At 61.2% G+C, this 17487-nt stretch carries 18 protein-coding genes; 7 read left to right on the top strand and 11 right to left on the bottom strand.

Annotation, left to right across the window (positions count from 1 at the left end):
• Positions 1-455: 455 nt before the first annotated feature.
• Together DW112_RS06250 and DW112_RS06245 are read right to left on the bottom strand one after the other, a co-directional pair.
• Positions 456-1124 carry an HAD family hydrolase gene (locus DW112_RS06250; protein ID WP_233545875.1) on the bottom strand — a complete coding sequence of 223 codons (669 nt, stop codon included), beginning with the start codon at positions 1122-1124 and terminating at the stop codon, positions 456-458.
• A gap of 182 nt (positions 1125-1306) precedes the next feature.
• Positions 1307-3277, bottom strand: a complete 1971-nt coding sequence (locus DW112_RS06245) for a PTS sugar transporter subunit IIA (protein WP_118328580.1) — start codon at positions 3275-3277, stop codon at positions 1307-1309.
• Between the two features lie 302 nt (positions 3278-3579).
• Here DW112_RS06245 and DW112_RS06240 point away from each other — a divergent pair, with 302 nt between their 5' ends.
• The 6 genes from DW112_RS06240 to DW112_RS06215 all read left to right on the top strand — a co-directional run bounded on the left by DW112_RS06240 (position 3580) and on the right by DW112_RS06215 (position 8100).
• On the top strand, positions 3580-3909 hold the full coding sequence (locus DW112_RS06240; RefSeq protein WP_117803548.1) for a PTS sugar transporter subunit IIB: 330 nt from the start codon (positions 3580-3582) through the stop codon (positions 3907-3909).
• Between the two features lie 11 nt (positions 3910-3920).
• Entirely contained in the window at positions 3921-5240 is a 1320-nt protein-coding gene (locus tag DW112_RS06235; protein ID WP_118328579.1) for a PTS sugar transporter subunit IIC, read from the top strand.
• A gap of 96 nt (positions 5241-5336) precedes the next feature.
• Complete coding sequence (locus tag DW112_RS06230; RefSeq protein ID WP_199569964.1) at positions 5337-5663, top strand: PTS lactose/cellobiose transporter subunit IIA; 327 nt, start codon at positions 5337-5339, stop codon at positions 5661-5663.
• Between the two features lie 72 nt (positions 5664-5735).
• The gene (locus DW112_RS06225; protein ID WP_117803551.1) at positions 5736-7274 is read left to right on the top strand and encodes a glycoside hydrolase family 1 protein; all 1539 of its coding nucleotides are present in this window, start codon (positions 5736-5738) and stop codon (positions 7272-7274) included.
• 9 nt (positions 7275-7283) lie between these two features.
• The gene (locus DW112_RS06220) at positions 7284-7550 is read left to right on the top strand and encodes an HPr family phosphocarrier protein (protein ID WP_118238422.1); all 267 of its coding nucleotides are present in this window, start codon (positions 7284-7286) and stop codon (positions 7548-7550) included.
• Between the two features lie 109 nt (positions 7551-7659).
• Complete coding sequence (locus tag DW112_RS06215; RefSeq protein ID WP_117803553.1) at positions 7660-8100, top strand: hypothetical protein; 441 nt, start codon at positions 7660-7662, stop codon at positions 8098-8100.
• 235 nt (positions 8101-8335) lie between these two features.
• Here the strand turns inward: DW112_RS06215 and hypE are convergent, their stop codons facing one another.
• From hypE to trxA, 7 genes are all read right to left on the bottom strand, one after another.
• Complete coding sequence (hypE, locus tag DW112_RS06210; protein WP_118328578.1) at positions 8336-9370, bottom strand: hydrogenase expression/formation protein HypE; 1035 nt, start codon at positions 9368-9370, stop codon at positions 8336-8338.
• 48 nt (positions 9371-9418) lie between these two features.
• Complete coding sequence (gene hypD / locus DW112_RS06205) at positions 9419-10531, bottom strand: hydrogenase formation protein HypD (protein WP_118328577.1); 1113 nt, start codon at positions 10529-10531, stop codon at positions 9419-9421.
• A complete protein-coding gene (locus DW112_RS06200; RefSeq protein WP_055250830.1) occupies positions 10531-10791 on the bottom strand; it encodes a HypC/HybG/HupF family hydrogenase formation chaperone in 261 nt (86 codons plus the stop codon). Before DW112_RS06200 ends, hypD begins: the two co-directional genes overlap by 1 nt.
• Before the next feature lie 131 nt (positions 10792-10922).
• Complete coding sequence (gene hypF / locus DW112_RS06195) at positions 10923-13376, bottom strand: carbamoyltransferase HypF (protein ID WP_118328576.1); 2454 nt, start codon at positions 13374-13376, stop codon at positions 10923-10925.
• Between the two features lie 58 nt (positions 13377-13434).
• Entirely contained in the window at positions 13435-13929 is a 495-nt protein-coding gene (gene nikR / locus DW112_RS06190; RefSeq protein ID WP_118328575.1) for a nickel-responsive transcriptional regulator NikR, read from the bottom strand.
• Between the two features lies 1 nt (position 13930).
• Complete coding sequence (locus DW112_RS06185) at positions 13931-14179, bottom strand: hypothetical protein (RefSeq protein WP_117564540.1); 249 nt, start codon at positions 14177-14179, stop codon at positions 13931-13933.
• Positions 14180-14399: 220 nt separating this feature from the next.
• Positions 14400-14720: a thioredoxin gene (gene trxA, locus DW112_RS06180; RefSeq protein WP_117793968.1), complete on the bottom strand. Its 321-nt coding sequence runs from the start codon at positions 14718-14720 to the stop codon at positions 14400-14402.
• A gap of 136 nt (positions 14721-14856) precedes the next feature.
• Between trxA and DW112_RS06175 the strand changes: the two genes are divergently transcribed.
• Positions 14857-15432, top strand: a complete 576-nt coding sequence (locus DW112_RS06175; protein WP_118328574.1) for a hypothetical protein — start codon at positions 14857-14859, stop codon at positions 15430-15432.
• Between the two features lie 17 nt (positions 15433-15449).
• On the opposite strand, the gene DW112_RS06170 is transcribed toward DW112_RS06175, so the two are convergent.
• Both DW112_RS06170 and DW112_RS06165 read right to left on the bottom strand, forming a co-directional pair.
• Positions 15450-16727, bottom strand: coding sequence for a sensor histidine kinase (locus DW112_RS06170; RefSeq protein WP_118328573.1), 1278 nt, complete (start codon positions 16725-16727; stop codon positions 15450-15452).
• Positions 16727-17449, bottom strand: a complete 723-nt coding sequence (locus DW112_RS06165; RefSeq protein ID WP_118328572.1) for a LytTR family DNA-binding domain-containing protein — start codon at positions 17447-17449, stop codon at positions 16727-16729. The genes DW112_RS06170 and DW112_RS06165 overlap by 1 nt, the downstream gene beginning before the upstream one ends.
• Positions 17450-17487: the final 38 nt, after the last annotated feature.

Here is a 17487-nt window from a genome sequence, read left to right as displayed (position 1 = left end):
ACGCCGTAACTGCCCGACGCTGCGCGGGCACCAGAGCGACAACTTGTCATTCAAAGAGGACGGCATGACCAGAAGGTCTATACCGTCCTCTTTTCATGCCAATTTGTTCGCACTGGTGCCCGCTCGCTGCCCGTCCTCTACCTGCGGCGTTGCCATGGTAGTCATTGAGGTGGCAGTTGGGGACGTTCCTTTTCTGTCGGCAGTTGGGGACACTCCTTGCGCCGATGCCGCATCGAGCGCTCGGGAAAATGCGACCCGGTATTTGGGCGAATAGTGGGTCGCGGTTTCCGGATGGGGTGGGTTGCGGAAAGTGCGACCCGGAATATTGCTCCACAACGGGATGCCGTTTCCCCGATGGGGCTCAAGCGGAAAGCGCGTCCCATTCCGGAGCTCCAAAACGGGATGCGCTTTCCGCGCGGAAGAATTGTCGCAGCTGCGTTAAGCGGTGTCGCTCGCTACTCGCCCAAGATTAGCTCGGCGAGTTCGTCCTGCGTATCTACCACGTAGTCGGCGCCGGCGGCTTCCAGCTCTGCGCGGCCGCGGAAGCCCCAGCTGACGCCCGCGCTCTTAAGGCCGGCGTTGTGGCCGGTCAGAACATCGACATTGGAATCGCCCACATAGAGCGTGGTTGCCGGATCGGCGCCCAGCTCTTTCATCACATGCAACGTGACGGGTGCCTCGGGCTTGGGCGGAAATGCGTCCACGCGGCCCTGTACCAACGCAAAGCGATCGCGGCCAAAGTATTTCTCGATAAGCGGGGCTGCCGAAATATGATCCTTGTTGGTGAGCACGGCAAGCTGAACGCCCGCTGCGCGCAGACGGTCGAGCATCTCAATCGTGCCGGCGTAGGGAGCGGTGTGGTCCTCCTTGTGCTCGCCGTAGTAAGCCCTAAACTCGGCAAGCGTCTGCTCAAACATACGGCTGTCGCCTGCGTACTCGGCGGGCATAAAGCGCTCGACCAGCTTAAGCATGCCGTTTCCCACTTTGTAGCGGTACTCGTCCACGGCAAACGGGGGCCAGCCGTGCATCTCGCAGGTGTGGTTGCCGGCGGCCGCCAGGTCCTCGAGCGTGTTGAGAATGGTGCCGTCCAGGTCAAAGATCACATGGGAAAAAGCTGCTGCCATGAAAGCTCCCGTCATTGGGTTCCAAAACGCACCCCATAATACTGGGCTTGCGCGTCGGGCACGTTTGGAATCAAAACATCTTCAGGGATAGTGAGCCACGTCGCACCAGCCAGCGCTCGCCCGCTAGCAGATCCTCGGCAGCTGCTCTCCCACGATCATGTCGAGGATGCGGGTTGAGCCCTTTATCCGATATCGTGCGTAAACGCAGCCAGAAACTCTTCGAACGTGTCGGTCTGCATGAGCCTCATCGTGGTCTCTACCGAGGAGAACACTTCGATAATCAGGTCGAGCACATCTCTAAAGAGCCCCATATCTTCCTGTGCGATGCCTATGAGCAGCACAAACCGCACGTCGTGGCGTCCCCAGGGAATCGGGGTGTCATTGTGGGCCACAGCGATAAACGAGCGCTTGGGATATACCGAGATCGCGTGGGGTATGGCGAGGCTGTCAGTAAACGCCGTCGATGAGACGCTCTCACGCAGATGCACGTCAGCGATAAACTCAGGCGTTGCGAGCCCCTGAACAGCCAAAAGCTTCCCCATTTGGTCGATGCAGCTTGTGGCGCCGACTACGTCTATGTTGCGTATAAACAGCCCCGGCTGCAGCAGACGCCCCAAAAGGCCCTGGGCATAGAGGCGCCGCCGCCGCTCCTGGATGGCGCAAAGCCGGTCGCGGATCTTTCGCACGTTTTGCTTAGTGAGGATGGGTCCGATCAAGACTTTGGTGGTGCCTCCACAAACCGGCACGTCGATTGTGGTGATTACCGCATCGCTTTCGGGCGGATTGGCCAGGTAACTATCGCAGCTCATCACGGCGACAACGCTTATGTCATCGCCAAACTCGGTCTTGAGGTCGTCGACGAGCCTTCGTGCAAAGTCGTGGTACTCCTCGATAATCACTGTGCAGGTGACGGCGCCGTCGGGTGCGGAGAACTTCTCAAAGTAAGCGCCGATATGAAAGGCGATAAACGCGATTTCGTTTTCGCCCACCTCAATATCCATGGCGGTGGAGAAGCGGTGGGCGATATAGACCGCCATGTCGTAGACCGGTGCGTACTCGCTTTTGATCTGCGCGGCGAGCGGGTTGGGGTAGCTTACGCGGTAGACGGCGCGCTGGTAGGCGTTAAACATATGCAGGACGAGTTGTAGGCGCATGGGCTCGTCGATAAAGCGTGGCAGGTCGTAGCGCTTTCCGCACTCGTCGAGGATCCCCAGAACCATGTCTACAAATTCGCGGTCAATGATGCTTGAGAGCTTCTCGCGGCTGAGCTCGTCAAAATCGCAACGCTCGACGGAAAGCGCCAAAAGCAGCAGAATCTGCTGAAAATCGTCGCGTGGGATGGCACAACCAAACTCCTTCTCAAAGTAGGCGGCAATGCGCTGGGCGCAGCGTACGATCTGTTCGCGCTGCCCGAGTTGTGTCACTAGGCCGTCTGCGTCGATGGGGCCGTCCACCTCGCTGAGCTCGTTGTTCGAGGTGAGCCTGATGATGATCACTAACAGGTGCACGAGCAGGTTGGAGAGCGCGTAGCCGTTGATAAATAGATCCGAGCGCTGGCAGATCGCGACCAAGCTCGAGAGGGTTGCCTGCACGTCAAAGTCGGGAAACATGTTTTCGAGCGTTTTGGTTGAGGTGAAATAGCCATAGGAGTTGTGGGTGGCTATGTGGCCGAGAAGCTTGCGCTTGTCGGCCTCTCGCCCCGTGAGTTTCATGCGGTAGTCGTGTGTCTCGACATTGAGGTCGAACTGCCGAACGAGCGCGCGCACCTGCGGCATCACGGAGCTCTGAAACGTGCTCTCGCTGATAAAGAGCTCATCGGCGATATCAAAGACGGAGAGTCCATCGCATGCGTTGACAAGGCGGGAGATAGTAAAGTCGCGCCTGGAGTCCGCGTTCGCGGGGAGGGTATTGACACCTTCGCAAGGACTAGCGGAAGCGCTGGCGGCAGCCGGCGCCGCCGTGGCAAGGCGATAGCCCTCTTTAGACGATTCGATATGTCGCGTACCGGTCTCGTTGACCTCTGCAACATAGTTGCGGATGCTTCGCTCACTCGCGCCCAAAAGGCCGGCAAGCATCGAGGAAGACACCCATGAGCTGCTGTTTTCGAGCACGTCGATCATGCGGTTGATGCGGTTCTGCTTGGCGCTCGCCATGGCTTTCCTCCAAGAGATGAACGGCAGACAGGGTGTACCGCCCCATGGTATCTCAGGTTAAGAAAGGGTGTCTTTTCTAATTTGCCGCCCAAGCGGAAAATCGCCCGGCTTGCCGTGCGGGCGGAAAATCTGCTGCCTTGCCGCTATGCGGCAAAAAGTCGGTTGGCGGCAAGAGCCCTCCGCCGCGTATAGTGCAGTCACGGTCAAGGGCGGCCGGGTCGACACGGGCGCCCAAGAACACAGCGGGGATCGCAGCGGCATCGGAGCTGCCTCGAGCCCGCTTATTGGGAAAGGAGTACCCCATGGCAGATGAGAACGGCACCGTTCGCATTCTCCTCGCTTGCGGCATCGGTGCCTCGACCGGCTTTATGGCGGCAGGCATGCGCAAGGTCGCAAAGTCCAAGGGTCTTGACTGCACCATCAAGGCAGTCAGTAAGTCTGAGATTATGGACTACGCCGACAAGATCGACGTCCTCCTGCTCGGTCCGCACTTCGCCTCCGAGGTGCCCGAGATCCAGTCTCAAGTGGCATCTCACGGCGTGAAGGTCATGGCCATCGACCCCGACTATTACGCGGCGCTCGACGGCGAGAGCATCCTCGAGGATGCCTACGACCTGCTTGACGAAGACTAGGAGGGGACAACATGCTGCAAAAGTTCATGGAAGCGATCCAGGCGTGGATCACCGAGCATGTCGTCCCCGTGATGAACAAGCTTACCTCAACCTACTGGTTTGGCGTTATCTCCGACGCAGTTCTCTACATCGTCCCCTTCTCCATGGTCTCGGCCATCCCGAGCCTGTGGAACATTATCCGTCGCTTTGTCCCGGTCCTGCCCGACCTGTCGCCGCTCACTACGTTCTCGTTTGGCCTCGTGGGCATGTTCATGGCGTTTATCATCCCGCATAACGTTGCGGTCAAGGAAGATCGCAAAGACCGCAGCATGATTGCCGGTTTTACCGGTATAGGCGCTTTTATGCTGTGCATGAACCCCACCATCACCGATCAGGGCTATGTCTTCCAGATGGCCAAGTTTGGCGCGGGTGGCATGTTCACCGCGATGGTCGTGGGATTTGTCGTTGGCTTTATCTACAAGCGCATGGCGCGCATGACGTTCTTTTCCGAGGACAGCCTCGTGCCCGACTTCGTCAAGAACTGGTTCGATAACATCATTGCGGTGCTGCTGTCGCTTTTTGTGGCTTGGCTCTTTACCAACATGCTCCAGGTCGACGTTTTTAGCGCGGTCGCGATCATCCTTTCGCCCGTTACCGGCTTTGCCCAGACGCTGCCCGGCACCATCGCCATCCCGCTTGTCATGGACACCTTCTACTTCTTTGGCATCTCCGGCTGGGTGTTCTCGCCGATCCAGCAGTCCATCCAAAAGTCTGCTCTTGCCGAGAACATGGCCGCCTATGCCGCAGGCCTCGCTCCCACTAACATTAACGCGTACGGCATTACTCGCTACATCATGATCGGCGGCGAGGGCGCAACGCTTCCGTTGGCCTTCTACATGCTCTTTGCCAAGTCCAAGAAGAACAAGACGCTCGGCCGTGCAACGATTATCCCGTCGCTGTTCAACATTAACGAGCCGCTGGTCTTCTCCACGATCGTCGCCAACCCCTTTATGTTCATCCCCATGGTGCTGCAGTCTATCCTGCTGTCTGCCAACGCCTACCTCTGGATGAGCATGGGCTGGGCGAGCCTGCACGTCGAGAATTTCGATATGAACTTCCTGCCCAATGCGGTCTCGGCGTTCTTTATGTCGGGCGGAGACGTGCGCAATATCGCACTTGTCTGCGTCAACCTGCTGATCGCCGCGATTCTGTGGTTCCCGTTCTTTAAGGCTGCCGATAACTACCAGTGCAAGATCGAGGAAGAGCAGGCTGCCGAGAAGGCTGCAAAGAAAGCGGCCAAGAAGGCTGCCAAGGAAGCCGCCAAGGCCGCTGCCGCAGCTGCTGTCGAGTAAACCTCTACGGGCGACTCAGAGTTCGTCGCCTAGTTGCTACCAGATGTTTCAGTACCGGCCGTGGAGGCGGCCGGTACCCAAGAATAGGAGGCCATGATGGCTGATGAGACAATCAACGTTCCTGCGGTCGCGATGAACGTCATCATCAACGCTGGCGACGGCCGCGCCTGCATCGACAAGGCGATGGATGCCCTGGCGGAGTTCGATTTCGATGCGGCAGACGCGCATCTTGCCGAGGCTGATGCCAAGATCCTTGAGGCGCACAAAGCGCAGACCGAGATGATCCAGCGCCAGGCGGGCGGCGAGGAGGTCGAGTACTCCCTGCTGTTCGTGCACGCCCAGGATACGCTTATGACCATCAGCGCCGAGCTGCACATGGCCAAGAAGATGATGCCCGTAGTGCGCGCGCTGACCGCCCGCTAACGCGTCTCCCGATTGCGGGTCGCGCCCTGCGGCTCGCATCCCCAACCCAACCAAGAGAGATGAGGACATACCATGATCGACCTTTCTACCTATGACTTTGGTGAGACTTTTCCCGAGGGTTTTCTGTGGGGCGGCGCTACCGCTGCCAACCAGATCGAGGGCGCATGGGACGAGGGCGGTCGCGGCCCTGCGGTCTCCGACTATGTGATTCTGCTCGACCGCGAGACCTGCGCCCGCGAGGGCATCGTCGAGGGCGGCCCGCTCAACTCCGTTACGCGACAGTCACTCGCAGCTCGCAAGGCAGACGAGATGGCCTATGATTTTCCCAAACGACGCGGCATCGACTTCTACCACACCTACAAGGAGGACATTGCGCTTTTGGGCGAGATGGGCTTCGGCGTCTTTCGCATGAGCATTTCCTGGAGCCGTATCTTCCCCAACGGCGACGACGCCCTGCCCAACGAGGAGGGTCTGGCCTTCTACGATAAAGTCTTTGACGAGTGCCATAAGCACGGGATCGAGCCCATGGTCACCCTCAACCACTTTGATATGCCGCTTCACCTGGCCGAGGAGTACAACGGCTTTGCGAGCCGTCACGTGGTCGACGCCTTTGAGCACTATGCTGAGACGCTTTTCCGCCGCTACAAGGGCAAGGTCAAGTATTGGATGACCTTCAACGAAATCAACCACGTCTACGCCAACCCCTGCACCTGCTGCGGCGTGATTTGGGACGAGAAAGAAGACGGCTCCAACCCCTATGCCGGCCGTTGGCCCGAGAAGTTCCAGGTCGCTCACAACCAGCTCGTGGCTTCCGCCAAGGCGGTTATCAAACTGCGCGAGATTGACCCCGAGGCTCACATCGGCAACATGCTCTGCCGTCTTGAGAACTACGCTGAGACCTCCAAGCCCGAGGATCAGCTCCAGGTGCTTTTTGAGGACCACTTCAACTGGTTCTTCACCGATATCCAGGCCAAGGGCGAGTACCCCTACTACGTGAAGCGTTTCTTACGCGACTACGGCGTCGATATCAAGATGGAGGACGGCGACCTCGAAACCCTCAAGGCCGGCGTGGTTGACTACATCTCCATCAGCTACTACATGACCTACATCATGCGCTACAAGGGCAAAATTTCCCCCGAGCCGAGCGGCAAGCTGGTTACCGAGATCAAGAACCAATACCTCGAGATGACCGAGTGGGGCTGGCCGATCGATCCCGTGGGATTCCGCATCACGCTCAACCACATCTACGATCGCTACCACCTACCGATCTTCATCGCCGAGAATGGTAACGGCATGACCGAGAACCGCGATGAGAACGGCTTCTGCGACGACGACGCGCACATCGAGTATATGAAGGAGCACGTCGAGCAGATGCACCAGGCGATTCTCGACGGTGTCGACGTCTTTGGTTACGCCTGGTGGGGCCCTATCGACCTGATCAGCTCCGGCACCTCCGAGATGACCAAGCGCTACGGCCAGATCTCGGTCGACCAGGACGACCACGGCAACGGCACCGGCAAACGCGGTAAGAAGAAGAGCTTCTTCTACTATAAGAAACTTATCGCTAGCAATGGTGCCGATACCGCAACCGACAACATCGTGGTGGAGTAAGGAGCAGAGATGGTTTCCAAGACGACGGTCGTCAAGAATCCGAGCGGTATCCACGCGCGTCCTGCGTCGCTGTTTGTGCAGGAGGCAAGCAAGTACGAGAGCTCGATCACCGTTGGCAAGGTGGGCGGAGACGCCAAGGACGCCAAGTCTATCTTGATGGTCATGAGCCTGGGGATGATCTGCGGTTGCGAGATTGTGATTGCGGCCGACGGCGCCGACGAGGCGGCCGCCGTCGATGCCCTCGTGGCGCTTGTCGAGAGTGGCTGCGGGGAGTAGGCGGGCAAAAGCCGCGCCGATGCGCTTTGGGCCACCCAAGGTGGGCTGGCTCCAGAAAGATTGGCCCGCCGGTGCGCGCCGGCGGGCCCTTTGCTTAGGGAGGTTAACGATGACGGCAAGAAACGTTGGCGCTAGGGGCGCGGGGCGCGTTGGGGCGCGTTCGGCGCTTACGACCCTGGGGGTCATGTCACTGATTTATGCGGTGGGCGTTCTACTTATGGATGCGACTGTGGGCGAGCTTACGGGCTCTGCGGCGTCCTCTGCATCGATCGCGTCGATGCTCGTTACCTTGCTGCTCATCGTGGCGTTGATCTTCCTTGAGGTGCGAGCGTATCGGGCGGTGGTGGCCTCGGTGCCCTTTGAGCCTGATATGGGTGACAAGGTGCTGCTAGGTCTTTCGCTCTGGTTTGGCGGCGGCATGCCACTCGGCGTCGCCAATCTGGTTCGCGCCGCGGCGTTAGGAGGTGCCGGCGACGTGCGCCAGATTCTCATGCAGCTGGGCGTGAGCGTCGCGCTCATGCTGCTGACGTATCCAAAGTTCAGAGCGTAGACAACAGCAAAGCTTGAAAATGCAAAGCCCCGCGACCGATTTCAGCCCGGTCGCGGGGCTATTTGATATTTGGGGGAAATGCATTCGTCGATTTACATGCTCTCTGCCGCACGTGTGCCCCGCTCATTTCCAGGGTGAACATTTGGCTCGCTCAATCTTGGGGTGGCAGCGGATCGGGCAGGGCGGGACGACGGCCTGGTGGCGGAGCGAAGCCGCGCCGGCCAGCGCTCGCCCGCTAGCAAATTCTCGGCAGCTGCTCTCCCACGAGCATGTCGAGGATGCGGGTCGAGCCCCAGCCGGTGCGTACGCGCACGGCGGGTCGAGCGTCCAATCCAAGCGGCAGCACGCGACCGATAATCGCGGCGTTTTCGCCGTAGCGTGCGGAACGCATGGCAGCTAGAGCCGCATCGGCCTGCTCGGCCGGCACCACGGCGACCATCTTGCCCTCGTTTGCCACCTGCAGCACGTCATAGCCGAGCATCTCGCAAGCTGCCTGCACATCGGGACGCACGGGCACGGCGTCCTCGTCGACCTCCATCGTAACGCCGCTGGCCTGCGCAAACTCATTGAGTGTGGATGCAAGGCCGCCGCGCGTGGGGTCGCGGAAACAGCGCGTGTCGGGGGCTGCGGCCAGAACGTCGGCTATCAGGTGGTTGAGCGGTGCGGCATCGCTTTCGATGTTGCTCGAAAACGCCAAGCCCTCGCGTTGACTCATGATGGCGATGCCGTGGTCGCCGAGTGTGCCCGACACCAGGATGACATCGCCAGGCTGGCAGTTTGCGCCACTGAGCGCCACACCCGCGGGCACTTCGCCCACGCCGGCGGTATTGATGTAGACGCCGTCGGCCCCGCCGCGCTCAACCACTTTGGTGTCGCCGGTGATGATCGCCACGCCCGCCTCGCGCGCCGTCTCGGCCATGGTCTGCGCGATCTGACGCAGCTTGTCCATGGGATAGCCCTCTTCGAGGATAAAGCCGCACGACAGGTAGCGCACATTGGCACCCGAGGTCGCGACATCGTTGACGGTTCCGCACACGGCGAGTCGGCCGATGTTGCCGCCGGGGAAGAACTGCGGTGTCACCACAAAGCTGTCAGTCGACATGGCAATACGCCCGCTTGCGGGCAGCGCGGCGACGCCGGCATCGTTGCCCTCGAGCAGCTCGGGCGACCCAAAGGCATCCAAAAAGACCTCGTCGATGATGCGTTTCATCATCTGGCCGCCGGAGCCGTGACCCAGCAGGACGGTGCTATCGGTAACGCTATGGGACATATCGAAAACTCCAATCGTGGGTGGTGCCAGTGTGCGGGTGCGTCCGGGCTAGTTACGGTATCTAAAGTACGCCGCGCAGCTGCCCTCCGAGCTCACCATGCAGGGGCCGACGGGGTGTTCGGGCGTACATGCGTGGCCGAACAGCGGACAGTCGCTCGGCGTGATGGCACCGCGCAGCACGTCGCCGCAGCGGCACCCACGCGGCTCGACCGTCGCCTCAACGGGCACGTCAAAGCGAGTGCGGGCATCAAAGCGCGAGAACTCGGGGCGGATGGAAAGGCCCGAGTTGGCAATCGGCCCCAGCCCGCGCCACGTGGTGTCGCATGGCTCAAACACCTGCTCGACCAGCTGGCGCGCCACGGGGTTGCCGTCTGCATTGACGCCACGGCGGTAGGCGTTGTCGATCGCGGGCCTGTTCTCGACAACCATCTGGACCAGCATACAGATGCCCTGCAAGATATCGACCGGTTCAAATCCCGTGACCACGCCGGGGGTCTCGAACTCGTCGACCAAAAACCCAAAGGGTGCCAGGCCTGTGATGGTAGCGACGTGACCCGGCAGGATAAAGCCGTCGATGGCGGTCTCGGGGTCGTTGGAGATCGCACGCAGAGCCGGCGGCGTGGTCTTATGGGCGCAGTAGACCGAGAAGTTCTGGAGTCCGCGCGCGTCGGCCTCCAGAACAGCAGCGGCAATGGTGGGCGTTGTGGTCTCAAAGCCGACGCCCATAAAGATAACCGGGCGTTCGGGATTTTGCTCAGCAATGTCGAGTGCGTCGAGCGGAGAATAGACGATGCGGATGTCGCGCCCCGCCGCCTTTTGCGCGGCAAGCGAGGTGGACGATCCGGGCACGCGCATCATGTCGCCAAAGGTGGTGATGATGGCGCCGTCCATGTTGGAAAGCGCGATTGCGTGATCGATGTCGCGGTTGGCGGTGACGCAAACGGGGCACCCCGGGCCGCTTAGCAGTTTGAGCCCCGTCGGCATAATGGAGCGAAAGCCATAGCGGCCAATGCTCACGGTATGCGTACCGCAGACTTCCATAAGGTTGATGCTGCGGTTGCCGACAAGCTCATGAATACGATCGATGAGCTCGCGAGCCAGCTTGGGGTCGCGAAATGCCGAAAAGTCGATACCGGAGCGAACCGGCTGCGCCGCCGCCACTAGTATGCCTCGGCCGGGTTGGTGGCGAGCTGGTCCTCTTCGGCCAGCTCGGTCATGGTATTGACGAGCTCGAGTGTCTCTTGGGCTTCCTGCTCGTCGACAATCTGAATGCCAAAGCCGGCGTGCACGAGAATATAGTCGCCTACCTGTGCCGTCGGCACGAGGCGCAGCGAAACGGGGCGCTCGATGCCCATCATGTCGACGGTCGCCTTAAGGTCGTCGTCGCGTTTGACCACTTTACCGGGAACGGCAAGGCACATAATGTTCCCCTTTTATACGTTTTGCGCTGGATAGGCGCCTAATTACCCATCAGTTGATGGTAGCGCTCGCGGGAGTCACGAGCAAACGCGTTACACCTGTGAGACGGCGGCGCGCAGGCTGGCAAAACAGCCTATCGCAACGCCGTCTGCGCGAGGCGAGCGCGAGCGATGGCGGCCTGACCGTAGGCGATGCAGCCGTCGTTGGCGGGTACAGCGTGGGGGACCAAGACGGCAAGACCGGCGTCTTTGAGTTCGTGGGTAAGGGGCTGAAGCAAAAGCTGGTTCATGAACACACCGCCCGAGAGCGCGACGGTATCGATGCCTTCGCGCGCGCAGATTTCGCGTGCGATGTGGGTCGTAGCGTGCGTAATGGCGATGTGAAACCCGAGGGCGAGCCGGTCGGCCGGCGCGCCTGCCTCGATTCCATTCAGAAGAGCTTCGATGAGCGGTTGGGGGTCCAAGATGGGGGAGTCGTCGGCAGACGTGAATACGCCTGTGTGATTGTCGTCGAGACGAACGGTCTTACTGCCGAGCGCGCGCCAGGCGGCGGCTTCGAGTTCTATGGCGGGTTCGCCCTCGTAGGTTGCCTTGCCGCAGATGCCCAGAATCGCTGCCGCGGCATCAAAGAGACGCCCCATGCTGCTGGTACGCGGGCTGTTGATGCCGCGCTCGATCATGGTGGCTGTCACGCTGCGTGTTTGCTCGTCGAGGGTGCCCAATAGCCCCGCGGCACCCGGATGCTCGAGCAGGCCGAGCTCGCTCAGCAGGGCAAAGGCATTGCGCCGGGCATCGCGCACGGATGCGGCTCCGCCTGGCAGCGCCCAGGTGCGCAGGTGCGCGGCGCGTTCAAAATCGGCAAGGCCGGCGATAAGAAACTCACCGCCCCATATGGTGCCGTCGGTGCCGGCACCCGTACCATCGAAGGCAATACCGAGGACGCGCGCATCGGGCGCAAGCCGGCCAGCGGCAATCGCCTCTGCCATTACGCTCGCGATGTGAGCATGATGATGCTGGATTTCGATAAGCGGCAGACTGCGCTCCCGTGCCCGCTCGCGTGCCCACTGGCTCGGCAGATAGCTGGGGTGCATGTCGCATGCCAGGGCGGCAGGCGTCAGGTCAAAGAGGTTTTCTAGACGTGCGCGGGCGGCGCTCCAGGCATCGAAGGTCGCGCCGTTTTCGACATCGCCGATATGCTGCGACACAAAACAGGCCACATGGCCGTCGGCGTCCTCGCGCGTGAGCGCGATCGTGGCTTTTTGCTGCGGCCCGCAGGCGAGCACGCAGGGTGCAGTGCCGTCGAGCGCCGGCAGCGACAACGGTTGCGGCGCATATCCGCGTGCACGACGCACAGGCATGACGGTGCCGTCGACCACACGTACCACGGAGTCGTCGTAGCGTGAGAGAATCGCACGGTCGTTGCCAAGTAGCGCGTCGGCGATGCCGGCGGCAACAAGATGTTCCCATGCAAGGGCATCGTCGGTCTCGATAGGTTCCTCGCTCAGGTTTCCGCTGGTCATGACCAGCGCGTGCATGCCATGCGACGAGGCAGCTGCAAGCAGCAGATGCTGAAGCGGTGTATAGGGGAGCATGATGCCGAGCTCGGGTAGATCGTGCGCGACGGATGGCGCGAGTGTAAGGCCGTCGGGGGAATCTCCCTCGCCAACAACACGGCGGCGCAGCAGCACAATGGGGCGGATGCTACCGGTTAGCAGGTCGCGCTCGGCATCATCGACATGGCACAGGCGTTCAGTATCGGCAAGGCTGCGCACCATAACGGCAAGCGGCTTGTTGCTGCGGCGCTTGCGACGGCGCAGCTCGACCACCGCCTGCTCATTGGCGGCGTTGCAGGCCAGATGGAATCCGCCCAGCCCCTTGATGGCGACAATACCGCCGCTGGCCAGCAGCTCGACACAGCGGTCAATAATGGCATCGCTGGTTTCGCGCGTGCTGCCGACGGCCGGCATCGCCCCCAGACCCTCGAGCTCCATGTCGCCCGCCGCCTCGCGCCAGGTAATATGTGGCCCGCAGTCAAAGCAGGCATCGGGCTGCGCATGAAAGCGCCGGTCAAGCGGGTCGCCATACTCTGCAGCGCACTCGGGGCACATAGGAAAGCAATCCATCGACGTGGCCGCTCGGTCATAAGGCAGCGACCGGATGATGGTAAAGCGCGGCCCGCAGTTGGTGCAGTTGATAAAGGGGTAGTGATAGCGACGGTCGGCGGGGTCGAACAGTTCGCGCAGGCAGTCGTCACAGGTGGCGATATCGGGGGAGATGAGCGTCGTGTGCACGGTCTGATCCTGCGACGCTACAATACGAAAGACCTGCTCATCGTCGGCATCCCAAGCGTCGGGCTCCAGGTCTGCAACAGCGACATGCTCAACGCGGGCTGCGGCCGGCGCGTGCTCCGACAGCGCGGTGACAAATTCGTCGAGCGCCTCGCTCAAAGCATGCGCCTCGATGTGTACGCCATCGCCCGCGTTGAGCACCCAGCCGCAGATGCCATGCGCCATAGCCTCGCGATACACAAATGGCCGCATGCCGACGCCCTGCACAATGCCCGTTACATGGATATGCACATGTCGCATGCGACCCTCCTTCGTTGAAACCTGTCCCTTTTTGGCAGGTGCGCTGCGGGAAATCCCGTTACAGCCCCAGGCTTTGCTTGGTGGCGGCGCAGGTGAGCTCGCCGTGCTTAACGCCGCGCAGTCCCAGCAACCGGTCGGCCAGCTCGTAGACACGCTCGCCGCGACCCTTGAGCGCCAGAATCTCCAAGCAGTTGTGGTGGTCCAGATGCACGTGCATGGTCGAGACGATCTCGTCGGTGTAGTCGTGCTGCACCTCGTCCAGACGGCGCGTCAGATCGCCGGTATGGTGGTCATAGATCATGGTGAGCGAACCGATGACCTGCTCGTCGGGCGTGCGCATCTGCTCCTTGGCGATCGAGGCGCGAATCAGATCGCGTACGGCCTCGGATCGGTTAGCCACGTCACCGCGGCGCGCGATCTGCTCGTCAAAGCGGCGCAGCAGGTCGTCGGGCGCGGTGACCGAAAAGCGGACCAGCTCGGAGTTGGCGCCGCTGCAGCGGCAGCTCGCATCGTCGTCCGCACCGTGATTGTGCGCGTGCTCGTGCTCGGCCACGTTACACCAGTTTCACAGAGCCGACGGAGTTGTGGTCGGCCTCGATGGCCTCCTCGTAGCCCTCGAGCGCATCGTGCGCCTCGTGCAGCGCAGACATGGCGGCCTCGAGCTTGGCGCCAATGCGCTCCATATCAAAGTTCTCGGTCGCATGCAGCAGCTGATGGCTCCACTCGTGAGCGAGCTCAATGGTGTCGTCGACCTGCTTGACGCTCATGGCAAGCTGGCTCATATTCATTCCGACGTCATGCATGGGAATCTCCTTTTGTACGGGGCGATATGGTGGTTCAGATTCTACTACGCCCGCCTTGAGCGCCGCCGCATAAGAAAACGGGTGCGAGTCCGTCTGACCCGCACCCGTTCACTGGGGGCTGTTTGTATCTACCATACTATCCGTGGTCGCATACCTTGCGTTTGGCACTCCGGCGAGCGGTGCGAAACCGCTCATGGACGGCAGACAGGTAACAAGCGTATTACAGATGTTTCTCCAGCAGTGCCTGAAGTCTTGCCTTGGGTAAGGCGCCGACCGAGCGGTCGACCTCCTCGCCGTTCTTAAAGACGATCAGCGTGGGGATGCTCATGACGCCAAACTTCATGGCCAGGTCCTGGTTGTCGTCGACGTTGCACTTGGCCACAGCCAACTTGCCGGCCAGCTCGTCGGCAACCTCGTCTACGATGGGCGAGAGCGAGCGGCAGGGGCCGCACCACGGGGCCCAAAAATCAACCAGTACGGGCAGGCTATCGTTGACGACAGCGTCAAAGTTCTCGGGGGTAATCTGCTTAATGTCAGCCATGGTGACCTCCATAATACGACGCGGCTCGGCCGCGTAAAACTCAGTACGACCGTGCTTATACCCAGCGGCCCGCAAAGCAACCACTCGCGGGCGGCTCTTTTATATAATGGTGGGCACGCAAACGATTGGAGAGCGCATGCCCACGTCACAAAGCCAGAAAAAAGAAGCCATCGCTCAGGCGACCGAGCAGGAGCTCGCGTCGCTTGCAGATCGCGGTGTGCGCATCGCGGGCAACGCGTGCTCGCCGATTGTGCTGGTCAAAGGCGATTTGGATGAAGCCGAGTGCTCGGGCGGCGAGCTGGCTGCCGGCGCGGATGGCGCCGCGTTGCGCAAGGCGCTCGGCGCCATCGGATATGCCCCCGAGGATTTTTGCGTGCTGGCAAGCGTCGCCGGCGCGGGCGACGGAGCGGTCGCGGTGGGCGAGGCCCTGACGTGCGACCTGTTCCGCGAGGCGCTGGAGACCTTAGACCCCGAGGCGGTGCTGCTGCTGGACAACAGCGCGGCCGATGTCATGCGCGAGACCTATGCCGATATGCTTGTGGCAATCGATGACTTTGACACCGCCATGCTCAAGCCCGGCCTGGTCGCCCATGTGCAGGGGCGCCGCGTGCTGGCACTCGACGGTTTTGAGGCGGCGCTCACCGACAAGGCCGCCAAGCAGCGCATGTGGGCCTACATTAAGCAGCTGACCCCGGCGGCTGCACCGCTGTAGCGAGGCTGGCGGCAGCTCTACATCACGGCGCGCAGCTCAAACCGGTCGCCGTTAATGCGGAACTGGCAGTTGCCGTTCATGCGCTCGACGGCAAGTTTAATGCTCTTGGTGCCAAAGCCGTGCCCAGTGTGCTGAGCCACGGGCATGCCGTCGACCATGTGCGGCGCACGGCCAAACGTGTTGGAAACCAGCAATAGAAGCTGACCGTCTTCGTAGCGAAGGTCCAGGTCGACAAACCGCTTGCCTTCGGGGGCGGCGCTCGCCGCGGCGATGGCATTGTCCAGGGCGTTCGATACCACACTGAACAGATCGGCATCGCCCACGTGGACGGTTTCGGGCACGGCGGCTCGCAGGTCGGCGGTGATGCCGTGCGCGTTGATGTCCGCGGAAAGCGACGAGAGCGCAATGTTGACCGTTTCGTTGGCGCAGTAGCGGCGCACGGCGGTGCGGTCGTTGGTCTCGCAGAGCGCGTCGATGCGCTCGAGCGCTTCATCGGCGTGACCCTCTTCGATCAGGGCCGCTAGACCGCGCAGGTAGTGACGCATGTCGTGACGGAGAACCGAGAGCTCGCGTCCGGACTGGCGCCAGGCTTCGAGCTCTTTGATGGCCGCGCTGTCGCGGGTCGCGAGCATCCAGCGCTCGCGCTCGGCGATTTCCTTTGCCTCGTATTCGCGAAGGTAGACGGCAAGAAACATAAGGTAGAACGCGCAGAGGGCGAACGCCAAAAACTCAACGGTTACTACCGAGCCCGAGTGGAAGAGCGTGGTATAGACGTTGGTGGCGTAGTCGAAGATGTAGTAGACGAGCGGCAGGATGAGCAGAATTTCCAGCTCGGTGGGGCTTTTGATCGCCAGGCGGGGGCCAATGTCGCTTGCCCAATGCAACAAGACGGCAAAGACGCCGAGCGTGGTGATGATGCGCGCCGCGTAGTACGCGACCTGCGAATCGGTGGCGGCGAATGCGGCGATGCCCATCCAGTTGCTAAACTGGCAGCTCAGGTAGGCACTGGTAACGCCCAGGATGGCGAGCAGCGGACTCAGGCGATAGCGTACGCACAGGTAGACGACAAGCGGCAGATGCACGACGAGTGGATAGGCCTGTCGGGCGAAAAGCTCGCCGCCGACGGCATTGGCGAGGCCGAATGCGCATCCGGTTACGGCGCCGACCCCCACCAGTTCGAGCGAATGGCGGCCGTTGATCTCGACGCCGCACAGCGCCGCCGAGGCAAAGACGCCAAAGAGCAACGTCGTCGCATGGTGGATTGCCCAAAGTACCAGTTCTGCCGAGGAAAGCATCAGCGTCTCCCGCCCTCGAACCGCACCGCAAAGTAGGCGTCTTGGAATCCCTGCTTGCAGCTGCGCGCGAGCGGTATGCACGCACCCGAGCGCATGACGATTTCCGTGCGATTGAAGTGGTCGATGTTGCGCAGATTGACCTGGTAGCTGCGGTGGCACTTAAAGAAGGTCGCGTTTTGGGCCAGTCGGTCCTCGATGCTGCGGAACGGCTCGAGCGCCTCGATATCGCGGCCATCGCGCAGGTGGAAGATCACGTGCTTGTTGCGAGCCTCGGCATATTCGATATCGGATAGGCGCAGGGCATGGTAGCCAAAGGACGTTTTGATGACGAGCTCTTCGGTCGCGGCCGGACGCAGGCTCGAAAGCTCGTCGAGCAGTTGCGCCAAGCGCTCGTAGGTCACGGGTTTGAGCAGGTAGTCGAAGGCGCGGACCTCGTAGGACTCAAGCGCGAATTCGGGCGATGAGGTCAGAAACACCAAGCGTACGGCGGTATCGGATTGGCGCAGCTCGCGGGCGGTGTCCATGCCGTTGACGAGCGGCATGATCATGTCGAGCATGATAATGTCGGCGCGCGATGCGGCATGGCGTGCCAGCAGGTCCTCGCCGCGCGTAACGAGCGCAACATCGACCGCCGTACCCGTCTCGGCAGACCAGCGGTTGACCATGCGGTGCAGGTTATCTAGAAAGGCGACGTCGTCGTCGCAGGCGATGATTTTGAGCATATTGGGCCCCCTTAGTACCTCGATTTTGCCACATCGTG

Source organism: Collinsella sp. AM09-41 (genome assembly GCF_003473245.1).
Classification (GTDB): Bacteria; Actinomycetota; Coriobacteriia; order Coriobacteriales; family Coriobacteriaceae; genus Collinsella.
The sequence above is the reverse complement of the archived record's forward strand: the minus strand, read 5'-3'. Positions and strand labels throughout refer to the sequence as shown.